The organism is Sphingomonas insulae (assembly GCF_010450875.1).
In the GTDB taxonomy this organism is placed as follows: Bacteria; Pseudomonadota; Alphaproteobacteria; order Sphingomonadales; family Sphingomonadaceae; genus Sphingomonas; species Sphingomonas insulae.
On the sequence record NZ_CP048422.1, the window covers coordinates 3,017,281 to 3,040,324 of the forward strand.

At 67.7% G+C, this 23,044-nt stretch carries 23 protein-coding genes; 16 read left to right on the top strand and 7 right to left on the bottom strand.

Features of this window, described 5'->3' with window-relative positions; genetic code table 11:
* Positions 1 to 161: 161 nt before the first annotated feature.
* The 13 genes from GTH33_RS15960 to GTH33_RS16020 all read left to right on the top strand — a co-directional run bounded on the left by GTH33_RS15960 (position 162) and on the right by GTH33_RS16020 (position 12,574).
* Positions 162 to 896: a DUF448 domain-containing protein gene (locus GTH33_RS15960; RefSeq protein ID WP_163959240.1), complete on the top strand. Its 735-nt coding sequence runs from the start codon at positions 162 to 164 to the stop codon at positions 894 to 896.
* Complete coding sequence (infB, locus tag GTH33_RS15965; RefSeq protein WP_163959241.1) at positions 893 to 3,754, top strand: translation initiation factor IF-2; 2,862 nt, start codon at positions 893 to 895, stop codon at positions 3,752 to 3,754. Before GTH33_RS15960 ends, infB begins: the two co-directional genes overlap by 4 nt.
* Before the next feature lie 205 nt (positions 3,755 to 3,959).
* Positions 3,960 to 4,355 (top strand): 30S ribosome-binding factor RbfA, encoded by a 396-nt coding sequence (gene rbfA, locus GTH33_RS15970; protein WP_163959242.1) that lies wholly within the window; start codon positions 3,960 to 3,962, stop codon positions 4,353 to 4,355.
* A 31-nt stretch (positions 4,356 to 4,386) separates the two neighbouring features.
* Positions 4,387 to 4,668 carry an AbrB/MazE/SpoVT family DNA-binding domain-containing protein gene (locus GTH33_RS15975; RefSeq protein ID WP_163959243.1) on the top strand — a complete coding sequence of 94 codons (282 nt, stop codon included), beginning with the start codon at positions 4,387 to 4,389 and terminating at the stop codon, positions 4,666 to 4,668.
* Positions 4,665 to 5,054: a type II toxin-antitoxin system VapC family toxin gene (locus tag GTH33_RS15980; protein ID WP_163959244.1), complete on the top strand. Its 390-nt coding sequence runs from the start codon at positions 4,665 to 4,667 to the stop codon at positions 5,052 to 5,054. Before GTH33_RS15975 ends, GTH33_RS15980 begins: the two co-directional genes overlap by 4 nt.
* Entirely contained in the window at positions 5,054 to 5,632 is a 579-nt protein-coding gene (locus tag GTH33_RS15985) for a thymidine kinase (protein ID WP_163959245.1), read from the top strand. The genes GTH33_RS15980 and GTH33_RS15985 overlap by 1 nt, the downstream gene beginning before the upstream one ends.
* A gap of 132 nt (positions 5,633 to 5,764) precedes the next feature.
* Positions 5,765 to 6,454 (top strand): site-2 protease family protein, encoded by a 690-nt coding sequence (locus GTH33_RS15990; RefSeq protein WP_163959246.1) that lies wholly within the window; start codon positions 5,765 to 5,767, stop codon positions 6,452 to 6,454.
* A gap of 3 nt (positions 6,455 to 6,457) precedes the next feature.
* Positions 6,458 to 7,351 (top strand): tRNA pseudouridine(55) synthase TruB, encoded by an 894-nt coding sequence (gene truB, locus GTH33_RS15995; protein WP_163959247.1) that lies wholly within the window; start codon positions 6,458 to 6,460, stop codon positions 7,349 to 7,351.
* Between the two features lie 16 nt (positions 7,352 to 7,367).
* Positions 7,368 to 7,637, top strand: coding sequence for a 30S ribosomal protein S15 (gene rpsO, locus GTH33_RS16000; RefSeq protein WP_163959248.1), 270 nt, complete (start codon positions 7,368 to 7,370; stop codon positions 7,635 to 7,637).
* Positions 7,638 to 7,851: 214 nt separating this feature from the next.
* Positions 7,852 to 10,248 carry a polyribonucleotide nucleotidyltransferase gene (pnp, locus tag GTH33_RS16005; RefSeq protein ID WP_163959249.1) on the top strand — a complete coding sequence of 799 codons (2,397 nt, stop codon included), beginning with the start codon at positions 7,852 to 7,854 and terminating at the stop codon, positions 10,246 to 10,248.
* 286 nt (positions 10,249 to 10,534) lie between these two features.
* The gene (locus tag GTH33_RS16010) at positions 10,535 to 11,305 is read left to right on the top strand and encodes a Crp/Fnr family transcriptional regulator (RefSeq protein WP_208403886.1); all 771 of its coding nucleotides are present in this window, start codon (positions 10,535 to 10,537) and stop codon (positions 11,303 to 11,305) included.
* On the top strand, positions 11,295 to 12,266 hold the full coding sequence (locus GTH33_RS16015; protein ID WP_163959250.1) for a sensor histidine kinase: 972 nt from the start codon (positions 11,295 to 11,297) through the stop codon (positions 12,264 to 12,266). Before GTH33_RS16010 ends, GTH33_RS16015 begins: the two co-directional genes overlap by 11 nt.
* Positions 12,267 to 12,388: 122 nt before the next feature.
* Positions 12,389 to 12,574 (top strand): hypothetical protein, encoded by a 186-nt coding sequence (locus GTH33_RS16020; protein ID WP_163959251.1) that lies wholly within the window; start codon positions 12,389 to 12,391, stop codon positions 12,572 to 12,574.
* Positions 12,575 to 12,634: 60 nt separating this feature from the next.
* On the opposite strand, the gene GTH33_RS16025 is transcribed toward GTH33_RS16020, so the two are convergent.
* The 7 genes from GTH33_RS16025 to rhmD form a co-directional block, all read right to left on the bottom strand.
* Positions 12,635 to 13,456: an alpha/beta hydrolase gene (locus GTH33_RS16025; protein ID WP_243848134.1), complete on the bottom strand. Its 822-nt coding sequence runs from the start codon at positions 13,454 to 13,456 to the stop codon at positions 12,635 to 12,637.
* Positions 13,450 to 14,550 carry a glycoside hydrolase family 43 protein gene (locus tag GTH33_RS16030; RefSeq protein ID WP_163959252.1) on the bottom strand — a complete coding sequence of 367 codons (1,101 nt, stop codon included), beginning with the start codon at positions 14,548 to 14,550 and terminating at the stop codon, positions 13,450 to 13,452. Before GTH33_RS16030 ends, GTH33_RS16025 begins: the two co-directional genes overlap by 7 nt.
* Positions 14,547 to 15,608: an L-rhamnose/proton symporter RhaT gene (gene rhaT, locus GTH33_RS16035; RefSeq protein ID WP_163959253.1), complete on the bottom strand. Its 1,062-nt coding sequence runs from the start codon at positions 15,606 to 15,608 to the stop codon at positions 14,547 to 14,549. The genes GTH33_RS16030 and rhaT overlap by 4 nt, the downstream gene beginning before the upstream one ends.
* A 315-nt stretch (positions 15,609 to 15,923) precedes the next feature.
* Complete coding sequence (locus GTH33_RS16040; protein ID WP_163959254.1) at positions 15,924 to 16,832, bottom strand: amidohydrolase family protein; 909 nt, start codon at positions 16,830 to 16,832, stop codon at positions 15,924 to 15,926.
* A gap of 154 nt (positions 16,833 to 16,986) precedes the next feature.
* Complete coding sequence (locus GTH33_RS16045; protein ID WP_163959255.1) at positions 16,987 to 17,733, bottom strand: SDR family NAD(P)-dependent oxidoreductase; 747 nt, start codon at positions 17,731 to 17,733, stop codon at positions 16,987 to 16,989.
* Entirely contained in the window at positions 17,730 to 18,587 is an 858-nt protein-coding gene (locus GTH33_RS16050) for a 2,4-didehydro-3-deoxy-L-rhamnonate hydrolase (RefSeq protein WP_163959256.1), read from the bottom strand. Before GTH33_RS16050 ends, GTH33_RS16045 begins: the two co-directional genes overlap by 4 nt.
* A gap of 22 nt (positions 18,588 to 18,609) precedes the next feature.
* Positions 18,610 to 19,803 carry an L-rhamnonate dehydratase gene (gene rhmD / locus GTH33_RS16055; protein WP_163959257.1) on the bottom strand — a complete coding sequence of 398 codons (1,194 nt, stop codon included), beginning with the start codon at positions 19,801 to 19,803 and terminating at the stop codon, positions 18,610 to 18,612.
* A 424-nt stretch (positions 19,804 to 20,227) separates the two neighbouring features.
* Between rhmD and GTH33_RS16060 the strand changes: the two genes are divergently transcribed.
* Genes GTH33_RS16060 through GTH33_RS16070 form a run of 3 tightly spaced genes read left to right on the top strand, consistent with a single transcriptional unit; the run spans position 20,228 to position 23,009 of the window.
* Positions 20,228 to 20,986 (top strand): (Fe-S)-binding protein, encoded by a 759-nt coding sequence (locus GTH33_RS16060; protein ID WP_163959258.1) that lies wholly within the window; start codon positions 20,228 to 20,230, stop codon positions 20,984 to 20,986.
* Positions 20,983 to 22,404: a lactate utilization protein B gene (locus tag GTH33_RS16065; RefSeq protein ID WP_163959259.1), complete on the top strand. Its 1,422-nt coding sequence runs from the start codon at positions 20,983 to 20,985 to the stop codon at positions 22,402 to 22,404. The genes GTH33_RS16060 and GTH33_RS16065 overlap by 4 nt, the downstream gene beginning before the upstream one ends.
* Positions 22,401 to 23,009, top strand: a complete 609-nt coding sequence (locus GTH33_RS16070) for a LutC/YkgG family protein (protein ID WP_163959260.1) — start codon at positions 22,401 to 22,403, stop codon at positions 23,007 to 23,009. The genes GTH33_RS16065 and GTH33_RS16070 overlap by 4 nt, the downstream gene beginning before the upstream one ends.
* Positions 23,010 to 23,044 lie beyond the last annotated feature (35 nt).

A 23,044-nucleotide genomic window follows, 5' to 3' on the forward strand; every position in this document is an offset into this window, starting at 1 on the left:
CGGTGGACCCCGGAACAAGTCCGGGGTGACGACATATTGTCGGCGAACCCCGTGCCCCACCCCTTCCGTCACCCCGGACTTGTTCCGGGGTCCACGGCACCGCACGCGAAAGCGGCGCGATCGACCCGGCGTCCCGATGCCTCGTCGTCGGGAGAGGCCGCATGACCGACCCGGTCCGCAAGTGCATCCTCACGCAGGATCGCGACAGCAGCGACAACCTCGTCCGCCTCGCGCTCGGGCCGGACGGCACGATCATGCCCGACGTGCGTGCCAAGGCCCCCGGTCGTGGTGCGTGGATCGGCGTCTCGCGCGCCGAACTGGAACAGGCGATCGCCAGGAAGCGCCTGCGCGGCGCCCTCGCCCGGGCGTTCAAGGGCGAGGTGCTGACGATCCCCGACGATCTGCCGCAGCGAATCGAGGATGCGCTGCAACGCAACGCGCTCGACCGGCTCGGCCTCGAATCGCGCTCCGGCGGGCTGCTGACCGGATCGGAAAAGATCATCACCGCCGCGCGCGCGGGCCAGCTGCAGACGCTGTACCATGCCGCGGATGCGTCGATCGACGGCAACCGCAAGCTCGATCAGGCGTGGCGGATGGGCTCCGATCGCGAAGGCTCGACGCTCAGGGGCTTGGTATTACCTGTACCGCGCACCATATTGTCGTTGGCGCTGGGCCGCGAGAATGTGGTACATATCGGCCTGACCGACCGCGCTGCTGCCGCGCGGGTGAGCGACGCGCTCGACCGCTGGCTGCATTTTATCGGACCTGAACCCACTCCCGTGCCTTGCGAAACGGCCTCGCAGGGCGCATCGGCGCCCGGACTTTCCCCCGGACAATCTGGGGCCGCATCCACCGGGCATCGACCGGCCGTAGACGCAAACGAGGAATTTGAGTGAGCGACACCGACAACGAGAAGCCGAAACTTGGCATGCGCACGCCTTTGGGGGTGAAGCGCACGGTCGAGACCGGCCAGGTGAAGCAGAGCTTCAGCCATGGCCGGTCCAACACGGTGATCGTCGAAACGAAGAAGCGCCGCGTGCTCGGCCGTCCGGGTGAGGCGCAGGCCGCACCCGAGCCTCAGGTGCAGGCGCCCGTCGCCGCGCCGGAGCCGGTGGCCGCGCCCGCTCCTGCCCCCCGCCCCGCCCCGTCGAACGAGACGGCGCAGGAGCGGCAGGCCCGCATGCTGCGCGAGGCCGAGGACCAGCGCATGCACGCGCTGGAGGACGCACGCCGTCGCGAGGAGGCCGCACGCGTGCAGGCCGCCGAGGACGCCCGTGTGCGCGCCGCCGAAAAGGCCGCCGCCGCTGCGGCGCCTGCGCCGGCGCCCGCTCCGACCCCCGAACCGACCCCCGCGCCCGCTCCGGTAGCGGCGGCCCCCGCTGCACCGCAGGCGGCGCCGGTCGTCGTGCCGACGCCGGCCGGCCGTGGCTTCCGCCCGGTCGAACGCGCGGTACCGCCGCCCGCACCGGTCCCCGCACAGATCGAGGCCGCTACGCCGGAAGCGACCACCGAACCTGTCGCCGCGGCGCCCGCGCCGGCACCGGTCGAGGCCGCTGCGCCCGCCCCGGCTCCGACGCCCGCTCCCGCGCCCGCCGCACCGGCCCCCGCTCCGGCGCCGACGCTGCAGCTGGGCCGTGATCCGTCGATGCCGGCCCCGCGCCGCTTCTCGCCGGTCGCCCGGCCCGAGATTCCCAAACCGCAGCCGAAGCCCGAACCGGCGCCCGCTCCCGCAGCGGCACCGGCCGCGGCCACCGCGTCGTCGACCGGTGGCGCCGCATCGCGCAGCCTGCCTTCGGGTCAGGCGACGCCGCGCAACGCACCGCCGAGCCGGCCGACGCAGCGCGACCGCAAGGGCGACGAGCGTCGCGGCGGCAAGCTGACCGTCAACCGCGCGCTCGGCGACGATGGTGCGCGCAGCCGCAGCCTCGCCGCGCTGAAGCGTGCGCGCGAAAAGGAAAAGCGCCACTTCGGCGGTCCGCGCGAACAGCAGGCGAAGCAGATCCGCGACGTCCAGGTGCCCGAGGCGATCACCGTCCAGGAACTCGCCAACCGCATGGCGGAAAAGGGCGCGGACCTCGTCAAGACGCTGTTCAAGATGGGCATGCCCGTCACGATGACGCAGACGATCGATCAGGACACCGCCGAACTGCTGGTGACCGAATTCGGCCATAACATCGTCCGCGTCAGCGACAGCGACATCGATCTGGCGCTCGACACGGTCGAGGATTCGGACGATCAGCTGCGCCCGCGTCCCCCGGTCGTCACGATCATGGGCCACGTCGATCACGGCAAGACGTCGCTGCTCGATGCCCTTCGCGGCACCGACGTGGTGCGCGGCGAGGCCGGTGGCATCACCCAGCATATCGGCGCCTATCAGGTCACGCTGAAGGACAAGTCGAAGGTGACGTTCCTCGACACGCCGGGCCACGAGGCGTTCACGCAGATGCGCGCGCGCGGTGCGGACGTCACCGATATCGTGGTGCTGGTGGTCGCGGCCGACGACGGGCTGATGCCGCAGACGATCGAGGCGATCAACCACACCAAGGCGGCCGGCGTGCCGATGATCGTGGCGATCAACAAGATCGACAAGTACGAGGCCAATGCCCAGCGCGTGCGCGAGCGCCTGCTGAGCGAAGAGGTGGTGGTCGAGGAAATGGGCGGCGACGTCCAGGACGTCGAGGTTTCCGCGCTCCAGAAGACCGGCCTCGATACGCTGATCGAGAAGATCCAGCTGCAGGCCGAACTGCTCGAACTGCGCGCCAACCCCGATCGCGCCGCAGAGGGCACGGTGATCGAGGCGAAGCTCGACAAGGGCCGGGGTCCCGTCGCGACGATCCTGGTCAACCGCGGCACGCTGAAGGTCGGCGACGTCTTCGTCATCGGCGCGGAAAGCGGCAAGGTCCGTGCGCTGATCGACGACAAGGGCCGTCAGGTGAAGGAAGCCGGCCCGGCGATGCCTGTGGAGGTGCTCGGCATGACCGGCGTCCCTTCGGCAGGCGATCCGTTGCAGGTGGTCGAGAGCGAGGCCCGCGCCCGCGAGGTCGCGGAATACCGCCAGAGCGTCCTGACCCAGAAGCGCACGACCACGGCGCCTGCCAGCCTCGAGAGCATGTTCTCGGCGCTGAAGGCGAATGCCGCGATCGAATATCCGCTGGTGGTAAAGGCCGATACGCAGGGGACGGTCGAGGCGATCGTCGCGTCGATCAACAAGATCTCGACCGATCTCATCAAGGCGCGCGTGCTGCACGCGGGCGTGGGTGGCATCACCGAGAGCGACGTGACGCTGGCCGGGGCATCGGGCGCGCCGATCATCGGCTTCAACGTCCGCGCCAATGCCAAGGCACGCGAGATCGCCGACCGGCAGAAGGTGGCGCTCAAATATTACGACGTCATCTACGACCTGACCGACGAGATCCGCGCCGGCATGGCCGGGCAGCTCGGGCCGGAAGCGTTCGAGACGGTCGTGGGCCGCGCGGAAATCCGCGACGTCTTCTCGGCGGGCAAGCACGGCAAGGCCGCCGGTCTGCTGGTCGTCGAGGGCATCATCCGCAAGGCGCTCAAGGCGCGCATCACGCGCAACGACGTCATCATCTACCAGGGTGAGATCGCGTCGCTGCGCCGCTTCAAGGACGATGTCCCCGAAGTGCGCGCCGGTCTGGAATGCGGCGTGACGTTCACGTCGAACTTCGTCGACATCAAGGCGGGCGACTTCCTCGAGACGTTCGAAGTCGAGATGCGCGAGCGCACGTTGTAACTGCCTGTCCCTCTCCCCGCGGGAGAGGGAGGGAGCCGGCAAAGCCGGCGGAAGGGTGAGGGCGGGTGATGGGCAGGCGCTGCCCTCACCTCCCACTCGGCTGCGCCGGGCGGGTCCCTCCAGTATCAGATAGACAGCGCCCCGCGCTGTTTAGTCTATGCTGGGAGCATAGACGGCCTGATACTCCCGTCGGGAGAGGGATGAGATGAACAAAGAACCCCAGGAAAAATCGGTCCGCACGCTGCGCGTCGGCGAACAGGTGCGCCACGTCCTGTCCGAAATCCTCGCTCGCGGCGACGTCCATGACGAAACGCTGGCCAGGCACATGGTGTCGGTCACCGAAGTGCGCATGTCCCCCGACCTGCGCCACGCCACCGTGTTCGTGAAGCCGCTGCTCGGCAAGGACGAGGACGAGGTGCTGAAGGCGCTGCGCACCAACACCGCCTATCTGCAACGCGAGGTCGCGCACCGCATCCAGAACAAATATGCCGCGAAGCTGAAATTCCTCGCCGACGAAAGCTTCGATGAGGGCAGCCACATCGACCAGCTGCTGCGCAAGCCGGAGGTGGCGCGGGATCTGGGCGATCCGACCGAGGATTGACGACCTGCGCGGTAAGACGCATCTTACCCGCATGAACGCCTTCACGAAACTTTCGGACAAGGGCCAGGTGGTCATCCCCAAGGACGTCCGTGATCGGCTGCGACTCGAATCGGGCGATCGGCTCGAAGTGGTCGAACGCTCAGATGGCGTCCTGTTGCGGAAGGCGTTCGAGCGGTCCGGGGAAAGCTTCGATGCGATCACGGTCCGTATCCGCGCACGGGCCGGCGCCACCGACCGTACGACATCGATCGCCGACATGGACGACACGCTGGCCGAAATGTGGGCGCAGGGTGGACCGCGTTGGGATCGATGAAGGCCGTCGATACCAATATCGTTGCCCGTTACATCACCAACGACGATCCCATACAGAGCCCGATCGCGACCGCGGTTCTGGCGCAGCCCAGCTACATTGCGGATACCGTCCTGCTGGAAAGCGCGTGGCTGCTGTCCTCGCGCTACGGCTATGGGCGGGCACTGCTCGCCGATACGTTGAATGACCTGATCGACCTGCCCAGTGTCACCGTCAGCGATCCGGCGCTCATCCGATGGGCGATCGGGCGATTTGCCGCCGGTGCGGACTTTGCTGATATGATGCATCTGATTTCCGGTCGCCACGCGGATGGATTCGTATCGTTCGAGGATCGGCTGGTTGCGCTTGCCGGTCCCGACACGCCCCTTCCCATCGCACGTCCCGCCTGATGGCCAAGCTCTATTTCTATTACGCCAGCATGAACGCCGGCAAGTCGACGACGCTGCTGCAGGCGGACTTCAACTATCGCGAGCGGGGCATGAACACGATGCTGTTCACCGCCGCGGTGGACGACCGTTTCACGGCGGGCACGATCACCAGCCGGATCGGGCTGGAAGCGGCCGCGACGCCGTTCGATGCCGCGACGGACCTTGCCGCCTGCGTGGCGCATCGACACGCCGGCGAACCGATCGCCTGCGTGCTGGTCGACGAGGCGCAATTCCTGTCCGCCGGTCAGGTCGCGCAGCTGGCGCACATCTGCGACGTCCTCAACATACCCGTCCTCGCCTATGGCCTGCGTACCGATTTCCAGGGGCGGCTGTTCGAAGGGTCCGCGCGCCTGCTCGCCACCGCCGATGCGCTCATCGAGATCAAGTCGGTGTGCGTGTGCGGGCGCAAGGCGATCATGAACCTGCGGGTCGATGGCGAGGGGCGCGCTATCGCCGAGGGCGCGCAGACCGAAATCGGCGGCAACGACCGCTACATCGCGCTGTGCCGCCGGCATTTCACCGAGGCGCTGGGGGCGTAGCCCCCGTCCTTCCGCGCAGTGCGACGATGCGGAGCGGAAAAGCGGTCCCCGCGCCTCGCGTCGCGGCGTTCGCGGAAAACGCCGGATATGGAATCTCTGGCGCTCCCCCCTCCCCGGCGCCATATCGCGCGTATGAACCCCGAGAACATCGTCTATCGCACCGCGGTCTGGATCATTCCGCTGGTCATCGCGATCGTCTTCCATGAAGTCGCGCATGGCTGGATGGCGAAATGGCTCGGCGATCCGACCGCACAGGAACGGCGGCGGCTCAGTTTCAACCCGATCCGCCACGTCGATCCGATCGGCACGGTCATCCTGCCGCTCGGCCTCGCCATCGCCGGCGCGCCGGTGTTCGGCTGGGCGAAACCGGTGCCGGTGATCGCGCAGCGGCTGCGCAACCCGCGCTGGGGCATGGTGGCGGTGGCGCTCGCCGGGCCGGGCATGAACCTTGCGCTGGCGACGCTGACGGCGATCGCGATCGGCGCCGCGCTGGCGCTGTCCGGCGGCACCCCGCCGACCGGCATGGCGGCGTTCGTCTTCCAGAATCTGGTCAACTTCCTGCAGGTCAACGTCTTCCTCGCGATCTTCAACCTGCTGCCCATGCCCCCCTTCGACGGCGGCCATGTCGTCGAGGGCCTGCTGCCGCGGCCGCTCGCCGCGCAATGGGCAAAGATCGGCCAGTTCGGTTTCCTGCTGCTGCTGTTCGTGCTGGTCGTGCTGCCGATGATCGTCCCGTCCGCCGACGTCGTCGGGCGGATCGTCGGTCCGCCGGCGCAGGCGGTGCTGAACGTCTTCATCGCCCTCGCCGGCGCGATCGCCTGATCCGTGCACGGCTGGATCATCGTCGACAAGCCGCTGGGAACCGGCAGTACGCAGGTCGTCTCCGCGGTGAAGCGCGCACTGCGTCAGGGCGGCTACGGCAAGTTCAAGGTCGGACACGGCGGCACGCTCGATCCGCTCGCCACCGGCGTTTTGCCGGTGGCGGTGGGCGAGGCGACCAAGCTGGCGGGCCGCATGCTCGACAGCGACAAGGTCTATGCCTTCACGATCCGCTTCGGCGAACAGACCGACACGCTGGACGCCGAAGGACCCGTGATCGCCACGTCGGGCGTGCGACCGACGCCGGCGGCGCTGGCGGCGGTGCTGCCCCGCTTCACCGGTCCGATCGCGCAGATACCGCCGGCGTATAGCGCGCTGAAGGTCGACGGCGAACGCGCCTACGACCGCGCCCGCGCCGGAGAGGACGTCGTGCTGGCCAGCCGCGACGTCACCATCCATTCGCTGCAATCCTCCCCTTCCCGCGACGGGGACGAACTGCACGAGGTCACCCTCACCGCCCATGTCTCCAAGGGCACCTACATCCGCAGCCTCGCGCGCGACATCGCGCTCGGGCTCGGCACGGTCGGCCACGTCACCATGCTGCGCCGTCTGAAGGCGGGGCCCTTTACCCTCGCCCCGGCGATATCGCTGGACAAATTGGCTGAGGCCGCTAATGCGCGCACCCTTGAACACTTACTCCTGCCGTTGAGGGCGGGGCTGGACGGCATCCCGGCTCTCCCCCTCTCCCCGGATCAGGCAGGGGCGCTCCGTCAGGGGCGCGTGCTGACCGGGATCGCCAAGGACGATGGCCAGTATTTTGCGTGTGACGGCGACATGCCGGTCGCGCTGGTACGGGTCGAGGCCGAAGAGGCCCGCGTCGTCCGCGGTTTCAACCTGTGATGTCGAGGATATACAGATGACCATTACCGCAGAGCGCAAGGCAGAAGTCGTCAAGGAACACGCCCGCCAGGAAGGCGACACGGGTTCCTCCGAAGTGCAGGTCGCGATCCTGACCGAGCGCATCCGCAACCTGACCGAGCATTTCAAGGGTCACAAGAAGGACAACCATTCGCGCCGCGGGCTGCTGATGATGGTCAACAAGCGGCGCTCGCTGCTCGACTATCTGCGCAAGACCGATGGCCAGCGGTATCTGGACCTGATCGCGAAGCTCGGCCTTCGCAAGTAAGCCAGAAGGGCGGCCCTCGGGTCGCCCTTTTCGTATGGCCGTGCTATAGGCACGCCACCAGTTTCATCGAATACCGGCACCAGCCGGGTTAGCGGAAACGGGCAATCCGGCCCCGATCCCCCGGAGCGACAAGACGCTCCACACCGCCGCAAGCCGGTTTAGCTTGCGAGACAGGCCCCCGCGGCATCTGGCCCGGGGAGTGTAAGGAAAATACATGTTCAATGCCAAGAAGGTAGAGATCGAGTGGGGCGGCCAGACGCTGACCCTCGAAACGGGCAAGGTCGCCCGCCAGGCCGACGGCGCGGTGATCGCGACGCTCGGCGAGACGGTCGTGCTCTGCGCCGTCACCGCCGCCAAGTCGGTGAAGGAAGGTCAGGATTTCTTCCCGCTGACCGTTCACTATCAGGAAAAGTTCTCCTCCAGCGGCCGCATTCCCGGCGGCTTCTTCAAGCGCGAACGTGGCGCGACCGAGCGTGAGACGCTGGTCAGCCGCCTGATCGATCGCCCGATCCGCCCGCTGTTCCCGGAAGGCTTCTACAACGAGATCAACTGCATCGCGCAGGTGATGTCGTATGATGGCGAGAACGAGCCCGATCTGCTGGCGATGATCGCCGCATCGGCCGCGATGACGCTGTCGGGCGTGCCGTTCATGGGCCCGATCGGCGCGGCGCGCGTCGGTTACAAGGACGGCGAATACGTCCTCAACCCCTCCGACACCGAAGTCGCCACCGGCGAGCTCGACCTGATGGTCGCCGCGACGCACGATGCGGTGATGATGGTGGAATCGGAAGCCAAGGAGCTGTCCGAGGACGTCATGCTCGGCGCCGTCATGTTCGCGCACAAGGCCTCGCAGCAGGTCATCGACGCGATCATCGACCTCGCCGAACAGGCCGCGAAGGACCCGTGGGAGCTGAAGGTGCAGGCCGACAGCAGCGCGGTGAAGGCCAAGCTCAAGAAGCTGATCGGCAAGGATCTGGAGGCAGCCTACAAGCTGACCGACAAGCAGCAGCGCCAGACCGCGATCAACGACGCGCGCACCAAGGCCCGCGACGGCATGGCCGACCTGAAGGAGAGCGATCCCCAGGCCTATCTCGCCAGCCTGAAGCTGGTGAAGAAGCTGGAGGCGGACATCGTCCGCACCGCCATCCTCAAGACCGGTCGCCGCATCGACGGTCGCGACACCACGACCGTCCGTCCGATCGAATCGGAGGTCCACTTCCTGCCGCGCGCGCATGGCTCCGCCCTGTTCACCCGCGGCGAGACGCAGACGATCGCGACCACCACGCTCGGCACCCGCGACGCGGAGCAGATGATCGACGGCCTCAACGGCCTGTCGTACCAGAACTTCATGCTCCACTATAACTTCCCGCCCTATTCGGTCGGTGAAGTCGGCCGCTTCGGTGCGCCGGGTCGTCGCGAAGTCGGTCACGGCAAGCTCGCCTGGCGCGCGCTGCATCCGGTACTGCCGACCAAGGAGGAATTCCCCTACACGATCCGCGTCACCAGCGACATCACGGAGAGCAACGGCTCGTCGTCGATGGCGACGGTGTGCGGCGGTTCGCTGTCGATGATGGACGCCGGCGTGCCGCTGAAGCGCCCCGTCTCGGGCATCGCGATGGGCCTGATCCTCGAAGGCAAGGACTTCGCCGTCCTGTCGGACATCCTGGGCGACGAGGATCACCTCGGCGACATGGACTTCAAGGTCGCCGGCACCAGCGAGGGCATCACCGCGCTCCAGATGGACATCAAGATCTCCGGCATCACCGAAGAGATCATGAAGGTCGCCCTCAAGCAGGCCCATGAAGGCCGCGCGCACATCCTCAATGAGATGGCGAAGGCGCTGGGCGAGACGCGTTCGGAACTGTCGGCGCACGCACCGCGCATCGAGACCTTCACGATCGACAAGTCGAAGATCCGCGAAGTCATCGGCACCGGCGGCAAGGTGATCCGCGAGATCGTCGCGCAGACCGGCGCCAAGGTCGACATCGACGACGAGGGCGTCATCAAGGTCTCCTCGTCCGACCCGTCGCAGATCGAGGCCGCGATCAAGTGGATCAAGGGCCTCGTCGAGGAAGCCGAAGTCGGCAAGGTCTATGACGGCAAGGTCGTCAACCTGGTGGACTTCGGTGCGTTCGTGAACTTCATGGGTGGCAAGGACGGCCTCGTCCACGTCTCCGAGATCAAGAACGAGCGCGTCGAGAAGGTGTCGGACGTCCTCTCGGAAGGCCAGGCCGTGAAGGTCAAGGTCCTCGAGATCGATCCGCGCGGCAAGGTGCGCCTGTCGATGCGCGTCGTCGACCAGGAGACCGGTGCCGAGCTGGAGGACACCCGTCCGGCACGCGAACCGCGTGAGGGCGGCGACCGTGGTCCCCGCGGTCCGCGCAGCGGCGGCGGCGATCGTGACGGCGGCGGCCGCGGCGATCGTGGTCCGCGTCGCGACGGCGGTGGCCGTGACGGCGGCGGTCGTGGCGATCGTGGCCCGCGCCGCGATGGCGGCGGCGAAGGTCGTGGCCCGCGCAGCGAGGGTGGCGATCGCGGATCGCGCGGCGGCAACGATGACGGCCCCGCGCCCGAATTCGCACCGGCGTTCCTCACGGAAACCCGCGACTGATCCTCGGCCCGGGGCTGAATACGAACAGGGGTCCGGCAGCGATGCCGGGCCCCTTTTTGCATGGGGTCGCACGGCGGCTGGGGTCCTAACCGCCCACCGCCGGCGGCATCCGGTGTTGCCTGCCGCTCACCATCGCCGTCCACACGGCCCCGATCGTTAGAAGAGCGCGGAAACAGCGCTGCCCGTTACCCCCCGGCACCGGGCACCAATCGGCTTGATCCCTGTAAACAGGGAACAACCACTCATCGCGATGGCGCTAACATGGGTGAGCGAGCATAACGGTCACATGCTGTCACAAAGCGCCATGTCTTCAGCGCCGCCCACCCATCCCCTGCTCGCCCGGCTGCAACATTACGTCCAGTTCGCCGATGACGAGCGCGCATCGCTGGAGGCGCTCGCCGCCGGGCCGGTCATCACCGTCCGCCAGCGCCGCGACCTCGCCCGCGAGGGCGACAAGGCCCGCGGCGTCAACCTGATCCTCGACGGCTGGGCGTTCCGCTACAAGACGCTGGAGGACGGCCGGCGCCAGATCATCGCCTTCCTGCTGCCCGGCGACCTGTGCGACGTCCACGGTTACATCCACAGGGAACTCGATCATTCGACCGGCGCGGTCACCCCGGTCCGCTACGTCGAGATTCCCCGCGAACGGATCGAAGCGCTCGTGGCGCTCGGCCCGCGCGTCGCCCAGGCGCTGTGGTGGGATGCCTCCGTGTCGGCATCGATCCAGCGCGAATGGACCGTCAACCTGGGGCAGCGCGATGCGCTGGAACGATTGTCCCACCTGCTCTGCGAACTGGTCCATCGCCTGCGCGCGGTCGGATTGGCGGACGACAACCGCTGTGATATTCCGCTCACCCAGACCGACCTGGCCGAGGCGACCGGCATGACCCCCGTCCACGTCAACCGCATGGTGCAGGAATTGCGCGCACGCGGCCTCATTCGCTGGAAGGGGCGCGCCTTCGAAGCGCTCGATCTCGATCGGTTGTGCAACGTCGCGATGTTCAATCCCGCCTATCTGCACCTCGATCGCGAAGGACGGCACCTTGATGCCACGTGATGATGCGTCGTCCCCCCGCGCCGCCCGCCCCGCCGACTCGGATGGCCCCGTCCATCCATCGATCCGCTGGGGCGCGGACGTCGGTGGCGACCGGTTCTGGTTCTCGTCCGAATGGGCGGCGCTGACCGGTCAATCGGCGAACGACAGCGCCGGCACGGGATGGATGGCCTGCATCCACCCGGAGGATCGCGACGGCCTGCTGCACGGGCTGCACCGCGCGCGGGCGACCGGTGTGTTCGGCGCCGACCTGCGCATCCTGATGCAACCCGACGGCAATTATGGCCGGTGGCGGATGCGGGCGTCGCTGACGCAGGAGGACCCGCCCGAATGGAGCGGCACCGCCGTCGACGTATCCGACCTCCTGACCCGGCTGACCGAAACCGAAGCGCTCCGCGCGTTGCTGCACCACCGCATCCGCAACACGCTCGCCACGATCCGCTCCGTGTCACGGCGTACCGCAGAGAACAGCACCACAGTGGAGGACTATCGCCACCGTTTCGACGGTCGCCTCGCCGCATTCGCCCGCGCCCAAACCCACATCATGCGCACCGGCGTCCACGGCGTCGATTTCGAAGCGCTGCTGGCCGACGAACTGTTCGCCAATCAGGTCGGCGGGCGGGCACGATACAGCGGTCCGGAGGTGCGGTTGTCGGCGCGGCTGGCCGACAAGCTGGGCCTCGCGCTGCACGAGTTGACCGACAACGCCATGCAACATGGCGCGTTGAGCCGCAAAGACGGCCATCTCGATATCCGCTGGTGGACGGCCGGGACGGTCCCCGCCCCGACCCTCCACCTCGACTGGTGCGAGGAACTGGCCGATGGCGGCATCCTGTCCCCCGACACCGAAGGCTTCGGCCTCGACCTGCTGACGCGCAGCCTGCGACACGAGGTGGATGCGAAGGTGGTGCTGGGCTTCACCCCCAGCGGCATGACCTGCTCGATCGCCCTGCCGCTCGGCTGACCCGCCGATCGGGGGCGGGTTGATTCAAATGAACGACGCCGGTCGAAAATTGCGTTATAAGGCAGCTGCTTGTGATGAGTTAGCCCGTTGGCGACAAGCTGGCCTCCTGGCGGACAACGATCATGGCGACAGCAGCGGACCTCGAATTCTATTATCGTCGCGAACAGCAGGAACGCAGCCTCGCCGACCGCGCGCCCAATGCGGAGGGGCGGCGCATCCACCTGGAGTTGGCCAATTGCTACGCCCGCATGATCGCAGAGGCGCAGCCCGCGGATCGCCCGACGCTGCATCCCCCCATGCCCGGCTGAGGCAATCGCATCCCGGTCCGGCGTTCTCCGCGCACCGGGACCGGTCGCCGCGTCGGTGGCCTATAGAAAGCCGACCTGCCGCAACCACGCCGCGCACAGTCGCGGCCATGCCGACACCGGCAGGCCGACCGTGTCGAGTGCGAAGCCATGCGGCGCATCGGCGAACACGTGCAGTTCCGCCGCACCGCCCGCCGCCAGCCACGCCGCGTGCAGGCGATGCGCGTTCGCGACCGGCACGACAGGGTCGTTGCCGGCATAGACGATGAATGCCGGCGGCGGTCCGGATCGCAGCTGCACATCGGGTTGCAACGCATCGTACAGCGCCTGCTTCTCCACCGGCGGCAACGGCGGCTTGTCCGTCACGATCGTGCGACCGGCGGCATTGGTCGAAATCGGCGCATAGCCGATCACCATCACGTCGGGCCGCTCGGGCGCGTCACCGGGCCACGCCGCCGGCCGCGCCGCGGCAAGGCATGCGGCAAGGTGCCCGCCAGACGACAGGCCGACGACGCCGACCGCCTTGTGCGCGCGCGTCCGGATCAGCCGCATCGCCGCATCGGCATCGTCCAGCGACGCGGCGGGACCATGCGCCGCGGTCGGAAAGCGATGGATCAGCACATAGGCGGCAAAGCCCAGCCCGTTGAGCCAGCGCGCCACCTGCACACCTTCACGCCCCGCCATCAGCGCGACATAGCCGCCGCCGCCCAGCACCAGCATCGCACGGCCGTTCGGGTTCGCCGGCCGGAACTCCAGCAGCACCGGCTGCGCGACCGCGGTCACTACCGCCTGGTCGTCGGCACGATCCGCCTCGAACGTCACGCCGCCATCGGCGACGGCCTCGCCCCGCAGCGGCCATATTGCATCCGCGCCCAGCATCAGCATCCCGGTGTCGCCCCGTCGAAGGAAGAATGACCCGCCACGCACGGATGGGTCGGATAGGCCTCGCCGTCCAGCTCGGTCGCCTCTCGCACCACCGACAATCGGTCGCCGTCGTCGCGCATCTCGTACAGCTTGCCGAGCGCATAGTTAAACGGCCGGTGCAGGATCATCATCAGCCGCCCGTCGAAGGCCCGGAACAGCATGCCATGGCCGCTGTCGCGTTCCACCAGCGTCCCCAGCTGCTCCCATGGCCCCTCGATCCCGCCGGATCGCGACCGCGCCTGCGCCTCGACATAGCCCTTCCTGCCATAGCTCGACCACAGCATCAGCAGCGTGCCCGTCTTGCTGCGGTACAGCTCCGGCCCGTCCGTCACATACACCGTGTCGCCATCGGGCTGCACCTGCCCCACCGCCCAGGGCGCATCGCCGGCCCTGAACAGCACCCGCGGCGCGCCGGCGGCGGCAAGGTCATCGGTCAGCGGCACCGCCTCCATCGTGCCGTTGCCGGTCTGCCACCATTCATGTGCATAGACGAGCCACGGCTTGCCCTTCGGATCGACGTACAGCGATCCATCGAGCGTCATCCGGTCCCTGGCGACGATCGGCTCGCCGCCGCGCACCAGCCGGTACGGCCCGTCGATCCGGTCCGCCACCGCCAGCACCGTACCGCGGCGATAGGTCGTGCGCTTGCCGCTGCGCCCCAACGTCGCGGCGGGATCGTGAAAGGTGGTGAAGAGGTAATATTTCCCCTTCCACGCATGCACCTCCGGCGCCCAGCTGCCCGCCTTCGCCCAGCTTCCGGCCGGCAGCGTGAAGACCAGCTTCGGCCGTGTCCAATGCTTCAGGTCGCGGCTGGCATACATCATCGTGCCGAGCCGCGGGTCGCCGCTCATCGCCGCTTCGTTGCGGGTGAACAGGTAATAGGTCCGGCTCGCCCGGTCCGCGACGATCCAGGGATCGTGCAGGTGCATCGCGGTCAGCACCAGCGGCGCCTCCGCCGCCGGCCGCGCCACCACCGGCGCCTCGGGCGTCGACCGGACCGGCGCTGCCCCGGTCGACGCCAGCAGCACAGCGGCGATGGCAAGCGTCCGCATCATGCGATGCTGTTGCCATAGCCGATCACGACCGTCGCGATCAGCAGCAGCGCGACGCCGCCCCACACGATGCCCTTGATCCGGACGCCGACATCCTTCCACTCACGGAAGGCAAAGCCCCACAACGTGCCGAAGATGATGATCGACGCCATGTGCAGCGTCCAGCTGGAAAAGCCCAGCCGCCCCATCTGGCTCTCGCCCATCGTGTAGAAGAAGAACTGGAAATACCACGTCACGCCGGCCAGCGCGCTCAGCACGTAATTGCGCAGCAATGGCGGCCGCTCCACGCCGGGCTTCGTCCGCCCCGCCCATTCCGCGCCGCTGCGGTTGCGCACGACGAGGATCGAACACCAGACGAGGTTGGTGATCAGCCCGCCGAACATGACGAGGCACAGCACCGGCAGTCCGGTCCACAGCGGTCCGGTGCCGGCGGCGGCGGACAGGCCCTTGATCGGCTCCCCCGCGGCGAGGCCGAAGGCGAAGCAGGCGGACATGATGCCGGCGAAGATCGCGACCGCGATGCCCTTCCTGAAATCGAATTCGGCGACCACCGCCGCCTTTTGTTCGGGGCTCAGCAAGGCATCCTTCTGCGCGCCCGCGATCGCCACCACGACGATGCCCAGCACGGTCAGGCCGATCCCGCCGAGCACGATGTTGCCCGACGTCGTCGCCAGCAGCTTTTCATGGAATTCGCCGGTGAACAGCGGCGGGATCAGCGTCCCGAACACGGTGCACAGCCCCAGCACCACCGCCATGCCGAGGCTGAGCCCCAGATACCGCATGACCAGGCCATAGCCCAATCCGCCGAACCCCCACAGCAGCCCGAACAGGATCGGCCACCAGAACGCCGGGGCCGGCGCGTTGCCGAGCACGCCGAGCAGGTCGTTGGTCTGTAGCGATGCGAAGAACCACGGCGCGAACACCCAGGAAAAGATGCCCCCCGTCAGCCAGTAGATTTCCCACGACCAGCGCTTCACGCCCCGATACGGCACATAGAAGCTCGCCGACGCGAGGCCGCCGAGCCAGTGATAGAACACGCCGAGCAGCGGATTGGGGGTCATGCGGTCTGTTCCCTGTTGTTTTCGTCATCCCCGCGCAGGCGGGGATCCATACGCGCAGGTGTGCCGGCTCCTGCGCGACGTCGGCGCGTCTGGATCCCCGCCTGCGCGGGGATGACGGACGGGCTAGTCATCGACGTCCACTCCAACCCCACCCGGTACGCCCGACCGGCATCGCGCCCGAACAGCCCCACCCACCCCGTACCCGTTCCGGGGTCCACCGCGCGGCGAGGAGAACGGCAGGATTCAAAAACGCTGTGCCTCGCCGCAGAGTGGACCCCGGAACCAGTCCGGGGCGACGGAACAAGAGCGGCACGCTCACACGCCCAGCCCCAGCCGGTAGATCCGGTCGGCATTGCGCCCGAACAGCGCCCGGCGCTCGTCCTCCGCAACATCCGCGGTCACCGCGTGATAGGCCTCCATGTAACGATCGATCGGCGCGAACAATCGGTCGGTCGGCGCATCGCTCGCGAACAGGCAGCGGTCCGTGCCGAACAGGTCGATCGTCTCCAGCAGCAACGGCCGCACCCGCTCGACCGTCCAGTCGCGCCACACGAACCCCAGTCCCGACAGCTTGACCGCGACGTGCGGCAACGCCGCCAGCGCCGCCATCCCGCGCCGCCAGTCGGCCAGGCCATCCGGATCGCTCATCACCGGCATGCCCAGGTGGTTGACGATCACCGGCACTGCGGGATGCCGTTCGAACAGCGGCACCAGCCCCGGCATCTGCCCCGGATAGCATTGCAGGTCGAACGACAGGCCATGATCCGCCAGCCGCGCGAACCCCGCCTGCCATGCGGCATCGATGGTGAGGTCGCGCGCGGTATAGGTCCGCTGCGCATCGGCATGCCAGTTGACGATCTGGCGGATGCCCCGCACCCGGTCGTGCGCCGCCTGCGCGGCCAGCGCCGCATCGACGTCGCGGGCGTCCAGCGCGGCAAAGGCGACGATCGCCGTCGGCAGCCCGTGCGTGCCCGCCTGCGCCTCGAGCCATTCGGTTTCGCGCAATGCCTGCGTGGCATCCGCCCCGGCATCGATATGCACCGCGCCGACGACGTTCCAGCGTGCCAGCTCGGCCCGATAGTCAGCGACGCCATAATCGCGCGCGATCCCCTCGGCACTGCCATTGGGGCCGGTGCCGTCGAACGGTCCGGTCAGCCACGGATAGCGGATATGGTCGAGGTCCCACAGGTGGACATGGGCATCGACGAACGGGATCGTGGTCATCCGCCTCTCCGGTTTGAACCCGTGCCGTCTCAAAGCGGACGGCTGCGGAGTGTTTCATCAATCAGCGCGCCCTCACCCGTCGCCGTCTTTCCCTCTCCCATCGGGAGAGGGAGGGAGCCGCACAGCGGCGGAAGGGTGAGGACAGCGACGAACCTCAATACGTCGTCCGTCCCCCCGACGTGTCGAACACCGACGCCGTCGTGAAGCTGCATTCCTCGCTGGCCATGAAGCACACCATCGCGGTCGATTCGTGCACCTCGCCCAGCCGCCCCATCGGGATCTTGGAGCGCATGTAATCGACCTGGCTCTGCGGCAGCTGCGCGAGGATCGGGCTCTCGAACGTCGCCGGGGTCAGCGCGTTGGCGATCACGCCCTTGCCCGCCAGTTCCTTGCCCAGGCTCTTGGTGAAGCCGATCACCCCCGCCTTCGTCGCCGAATAGGCGGATGCGTTGGGGTTGCCCTCCTTGCCCGCGACCGATGCGACGTTGACGATCCGGCCATAACCATTGGCCAGCATCGCCGGCACGATCGCGCGGTTGCAATAGAACAGGCCGTTGAGATTGACGCCGACCACCTGCAACCAGCTGTCGATCGGGAATTCGTGCACCGGCACCGTCGCCCCGGTAATCCCCGCCGAACAGACCAGCACGTCGATCTTGCCCAGCGCCGCCAGCGTGCTCTCCGCCGCCCGGGCGACCGCATCCGCGTCGGACACGTCGAGTGCCACGACATGCGCCGCGCCGATCTCGTCCTTCGCCGCCGCCAGCGCATCGGCGTTGAGGTCCCACAACGCCACCGTGCCGCCCTCGGCGACGATACGCGTGGCGACGTCCTTGCCCAGACCGGACGCGCCGCCGGTAATCACCGCGCAGCGCCCCTCGAACCGTCCCGCATAGGTCATGCCAGCACGCCCTCGCCCAGGTGACGCCAGGCGACGACCTGCTGCCGCTGCGTGCCGAGCTTGTCGATCGACAGCTCCATCACGTCGCCCGCCTTCAGGTAGATCGCGTCGGGCTTCTTGCCCTCGCCCACGCCCGGCGGCGTGCCGGTGATCAGCAGGTCACCCGGCTGCAGCGTCACATATTCGCTGACGTAGCTGATGAGCTGCTTCAGGTCGAAGATCATCGTGCGCGTGTTGCCGGTCTGCATCCGCGTGCCGTTGACGTCGAGATGCATGTCGAGCGCCTGCGCATCGCCGACCTCGTCCGGCGTCACCAGCCACGGGCCGACCGGGCAGAAGGTATCGTGGCCCTTGCCCTTCGACCATTGCGTGCCGCGCTGCTTCTGGTTGAACCGCTCCGACACGTCGTTGGCGAGCACATAGCCCGCGACCTTGTCCAGCGCCTCGTCCTCGCTGACGTAGCGGCAGGTCTTGCCGATGATGACGCCCAGCTCGACTTCCCAGTCGCCGTGCGTCGCATCCTTCGGCAGCACGACGTCGTCGTTCGGCCCGGACAGGCTGGAGAGCGCCTTCATGAACATCATCGGTTCGGTCGGGATCGGCAGGTTCGATTCGATCGCATGATCGCGATAGTTGAGGCCGATCGCGACGATCTTGCCGATGCCCTTCACCGGCACGCCATAGCGGGGCGTCCCCTCGACGGCGGGCAGCGACGCGACGTCGACACCCCGCACCGTCGGAATCGCATCGACGGTGATGTCGTCCACCACGCCCGACAGGTCGCGGATCGTGCCGGCGTCGTCGACGATACCGGGCTTTTCCTGGCCGGGCTGGCCAAAACGGCAAAGCTTCATGGGAGGGGTCTTTCTACGAAGATCAGTGGGTATAGGGACGGTGCATCGCGATCTCGCGATTGAGCTCGACGCCGAAGCCGGGCGCGTCGAGCGCGCTCGCCTTCAGCCGCCCGTTCTGTGGTACCGGCTCGCCGATCAGCTGGGGGTGGAACATCGGCACCACCTCGGTCGGGCCGGGGTGCATCATCAGATATTCCGCGAACGGCGAATTGTGGCGCGTGATCACGAAGTGGTAGCTGTAGACCGACGATCCGTGCGGCACGACCATCTTGCCGTGCGCATCCGCCAGCGCGCTGATCTTCAGCAATTCGGTGACGCCGCCGCACCAGCCGACATCGGGCTGGATGATGTCGCAGCAGTCCATTTCCATCAGCATGCGAAAGCCCCAGCGCGTCGCCTCATGCTCGCCGGTGGTGACCAGCATGCCCTTGGGCACGTTCTTCTTCAGCTGCGCATAGCCCCAGTAATCGTCGGGGCTGATCGCCTCCTCGATCCACTTCAGGCCGTATTCCTGCGCGGCGATGGCAAGGCGCGTCGCATAATCGACGTCCAACGCCATCCAGCAATCCCACATCAGCCAGAAATCGTCGCCGCACTTCGCCCGCATGTCGGCCAGTTCGGCGATGTTCTTGTGCAGCCCCTCGATCCCCTCGGCGGGGCCGTGATGCAGCGGCATCTTGCCGCCGATGAAGCCGAATTCCTTCGCCTTGTCGGGCCGCGCGCCGGTCGCGTAGAATTGCAGCTCGTCGCGCACCGCACCGCCCAGCATATGGTACACCGGCTCCTGCCGCAGCTTGCCGAGCAGGTCCCACAGCGCCAGGTCGACGCCGGAAATCGCATTGATGACCAGCCCCTTGCGCCCGTAATATTGGGTCGAGAAGTACATCTGATCCCAGATCTTCTCATATTCGGTGGGGCTGCGACCCTCAAGGAAGCGCGCCAGGTGCTTCTCGACGATGAAGCACGCCGGCTCGCCGCCGGTCGTCACCGCAAAGCCGATCGTGCCGTCCTCCGCCTCGATCTCGACCACCAGCGTGCCGAGCACGTTGATGCCGAAGCTCTGCCGCGACTGGCGGTATTCCGGATAGCGCGACATCGGCGTCGCGATGTGGTTGTCGATCCAATGGCCTTCGCCCTGGTCGTGGTAGTCGGCCCCGCCACCGCGGACGGTAAACGCCCGCACATGCTTGATCTTGGGCAAGGACACGATGGCCATCGGCGGAGCTCCCATGTTCGTCAGCGGCTCGGGCCGGACGGCGCCGTCGATCGCGGCATGGCATCCCCCCAAGCTTGTTGTTTATTTCACTTTATGGGATAGCTCGTTACGTGATGAGAAAAGCCGCGTCAAACGGAGACTCTTGGCAGGTGAGGATTTGGGGTTTGCAGAACGCGCTGTCCTACACGGTCGCCGATGTGCATGATGCACCGATGACCCACCCCAGCCCCCTCGCCGCGCCTTCGCCGGCGGACCGGTGCGAGGGAGCGTTCCGACCGCGACGTAGTGTCAACTTCGCCAACTTCCGCGCCGTCGAACCGGGCTTCGGCAACCCCGCATCCCCCCGCCATCATGCCGGCACATCCGTTGCCCGGCGACGGCCGGGAAACAGGACGTGCTTGAGGATGACGAAGTCCGTGACACCATGACCAGACCCCGCGTCGCCCTGTTCGTCACCTGCCTCGTCGACCTGATCCGCCCGCGGATCGGCTTCGCCTCGATCGCCGCACTCGAAGCCGCCGGGTGCGAGGTGATCGTGCCGGAGGCGCAGACCTGCTGCGGCCAACCGGCGCTCAATTCCGGCGATCGCAAGACCGCCGAAGATCTCGCCCGCCGCACCATCGCCGCGCTCGAACCCTATGACCATGTCGTGATCCCGTCGGGCAGCTGCGCCGCGACGATCCGCGTCCATTATCCCGAAATCCTCGAACACGATGCCAGCTGGGGTCCCCGCGCGGCGGCGCTGGCGGCCAGGACGTATGAGATCATGGCCTATCTCGACGAGGTGCGCGGCTGGAAACCCGATGGCGTCGCCCTGCCCGCCACCGCCACCTATCACGATAGTTGTTCGGGGCTGCGCGAACTCGGGATCAAGCGCCAGCCGCGCCGCCTGCTCGCCGCGGTCGATGGCCTTGCCCTGCGGCCGCTCGACGGCGCCGAAACCTGCTGCGGGTTCGGCGGCACCTTCTGCGTCAAATATCCCGCCATCTCCAACGCCATCGTCGGTGAAAAGGCGGCGGCGATCGATGCCACCGGCGCCGACCTGCTGCTCGCCGGTGACCTCGGCTGCCTGATGAACATGGCGGGCAAATTGCACCGCGACGGCTCGCCCGTCCGCGCCTTCCACGCGATCGAGCTGGTCGCCGGCATGGGTGACGGCCCCGCGATCGGGGAAGACGCGTGAACCCCACCGTATCCGACAGCTTCGGCGCCCGCGTCGATGCCGCGCTCGCCGATCGCAACCTCAAGCTTGCGGTCGAACGCACTGCCGGCACCGCCGAGGCGAAGCGCACGCTCGCGGTCGACGCCTTTCCGGATTTCGACGCCGCCCGCGATCGCGCCGCCGCGATCAAGGATCACGTCGTCGCCAACCTCGGCTTCTACCTCGAACGGTTCGAGGCGAACGCCACCGCCGCCGGCGCGCACGTCCATTGGGCGCGCACCGCGCAGGAGGCCTGCGACATCGTCATCCGCCTCTGCAAACAGGCGGATGCGAAAAGCGTCGCCCGCTCCAAATCGATGCTCGGCGAAGAAATCGGCCTGCCCCATGCCCTTGCCGAGGCCGGCATCACCCGTATCGAAACCGATCTTGCCGAACACATCATCCAGTTGAGCGGCGAACGTCCGTCGCACATCATCTGGCCGGCGATGCACAAGACGCGCGAACAGGTGTCGGCGCTGTTCCGGACCAGCCACCGCAACCCGCACGAAGAGGAAACGATCGCGGCGATGGCGGAAAGCGCCCGTCGCCATCTGCGCGAAGGGATGCTCGCCGCCGATGTCGGCATCTCCGGCGCGAACTTCCTCGTCGCCGACACCGGCGCGGTGTGCACCGTCACCAACGAAGGCAATGCCGAACTGTCGCTGGTGCCGCCGCGGATGCACATCGTCACCGCCGGCATCGAAAAGATCGTTCCCTCGACCGGCCATGCCGTTCACATGCTGCGCATGCTCTCGCGCTCGGCGACCGGCGCGCCGCTCAGCCAGTACACGACGTTCTACACCGGCCCGAAGCGGCCCGGCGACCGCGATGGTCCCGAAGAGATGCACATCGTCCTCGTCGACAACGGCCGCACGACGATGCGTGAGGAGGGGCTTGCCGAAATGCTCCGCTGCATCCGCTGCGGCGCGTGCATGAACCATTGCGTCGTGTTCCGGCAGATCGGCGGCCACGCCTATGGCGGTACCTATCCCGGTCCGATGGGCGCGGTGCTCACCCCCGCGTTCGACGGTCTGAAACAGTCGCGCGACCTGCCCAACGCCTGCACCTTGAACGGTAAATGTCAGGAGGTGTGTCCGGTTCGCATTCCGCTGCCGACGCTGCTGCGCGGCTGGCGCGAAAAAAGCTGGCGTGAGGGGCTGGAGCCCGCCTCGCTCCGCTCCGGCCTCGCGCTGTGGGCATGGTTCGCCCGCCGCCCCCGCCTGTACCGCGCCGCCACCGCCACGGCGCTTGCATCAATGCGCCTGATGGGGCGTAGCGGCTGGCTGTCGACGCTGCCGCTGGCGGGCGGCTGGACCCGCTATCGCGACATGCCACGCCCCCCGGCGGATAGCTTCATGGCGCAGTACAAGAAGAAGCTTGGCAAGGGTCCCCGCCCATGACCGCCCGCGCCGCGATCCTCGCCCGCCTGACCGGCACCGCCCTGCCCGCCGCGATCGACCGCGACGCGGGCGCGCTGCTGATCGCCCCCGAACGTCCGCCGGTCGACCCCGCCGCGCTGGAGGATACGTTCCTCGCCCGCCTCACGCTGCCCAGCGTCGCCGCCACCGCCGACCGGATCGCGACACTCGCCGACCTGCCCGCCGCCATCGCCCGCTACTGCGTCGATCACGGCCTGGCCAAGACGCTCTGCGTGCCGCCCGATCCGCGTCTGGCAACGTGCGACTGGACCGGTTTTTCCCTGCACGACACCGCCGCCCCCGACGAACCGGTCGCACTCGCCTTCGCCCGCTGCGGCGTCGCCGAAACCGGCAGCCTCGTCTTCGAAACCGCGGCAACGGCGCCGATGCTGCCCAACTTCCTGGCGCTCCACCATATCGTGGTCGTGCCGGTGGTCGTGCCGTACCTAGAGGATGCGATGCTCGCCGGCACCCACCCGCGCGCGCATTACTGGGTCACCGGCGTATCGGGCACCACGGATATCGAGGGCACCTACGTCCGCGGTGCGCACGGCCCCCGCTTCCTTCACGTGATCCGCGTCGCCTGACGTCTGCCGTTCCGCCTCGATCTACGATATCGGTT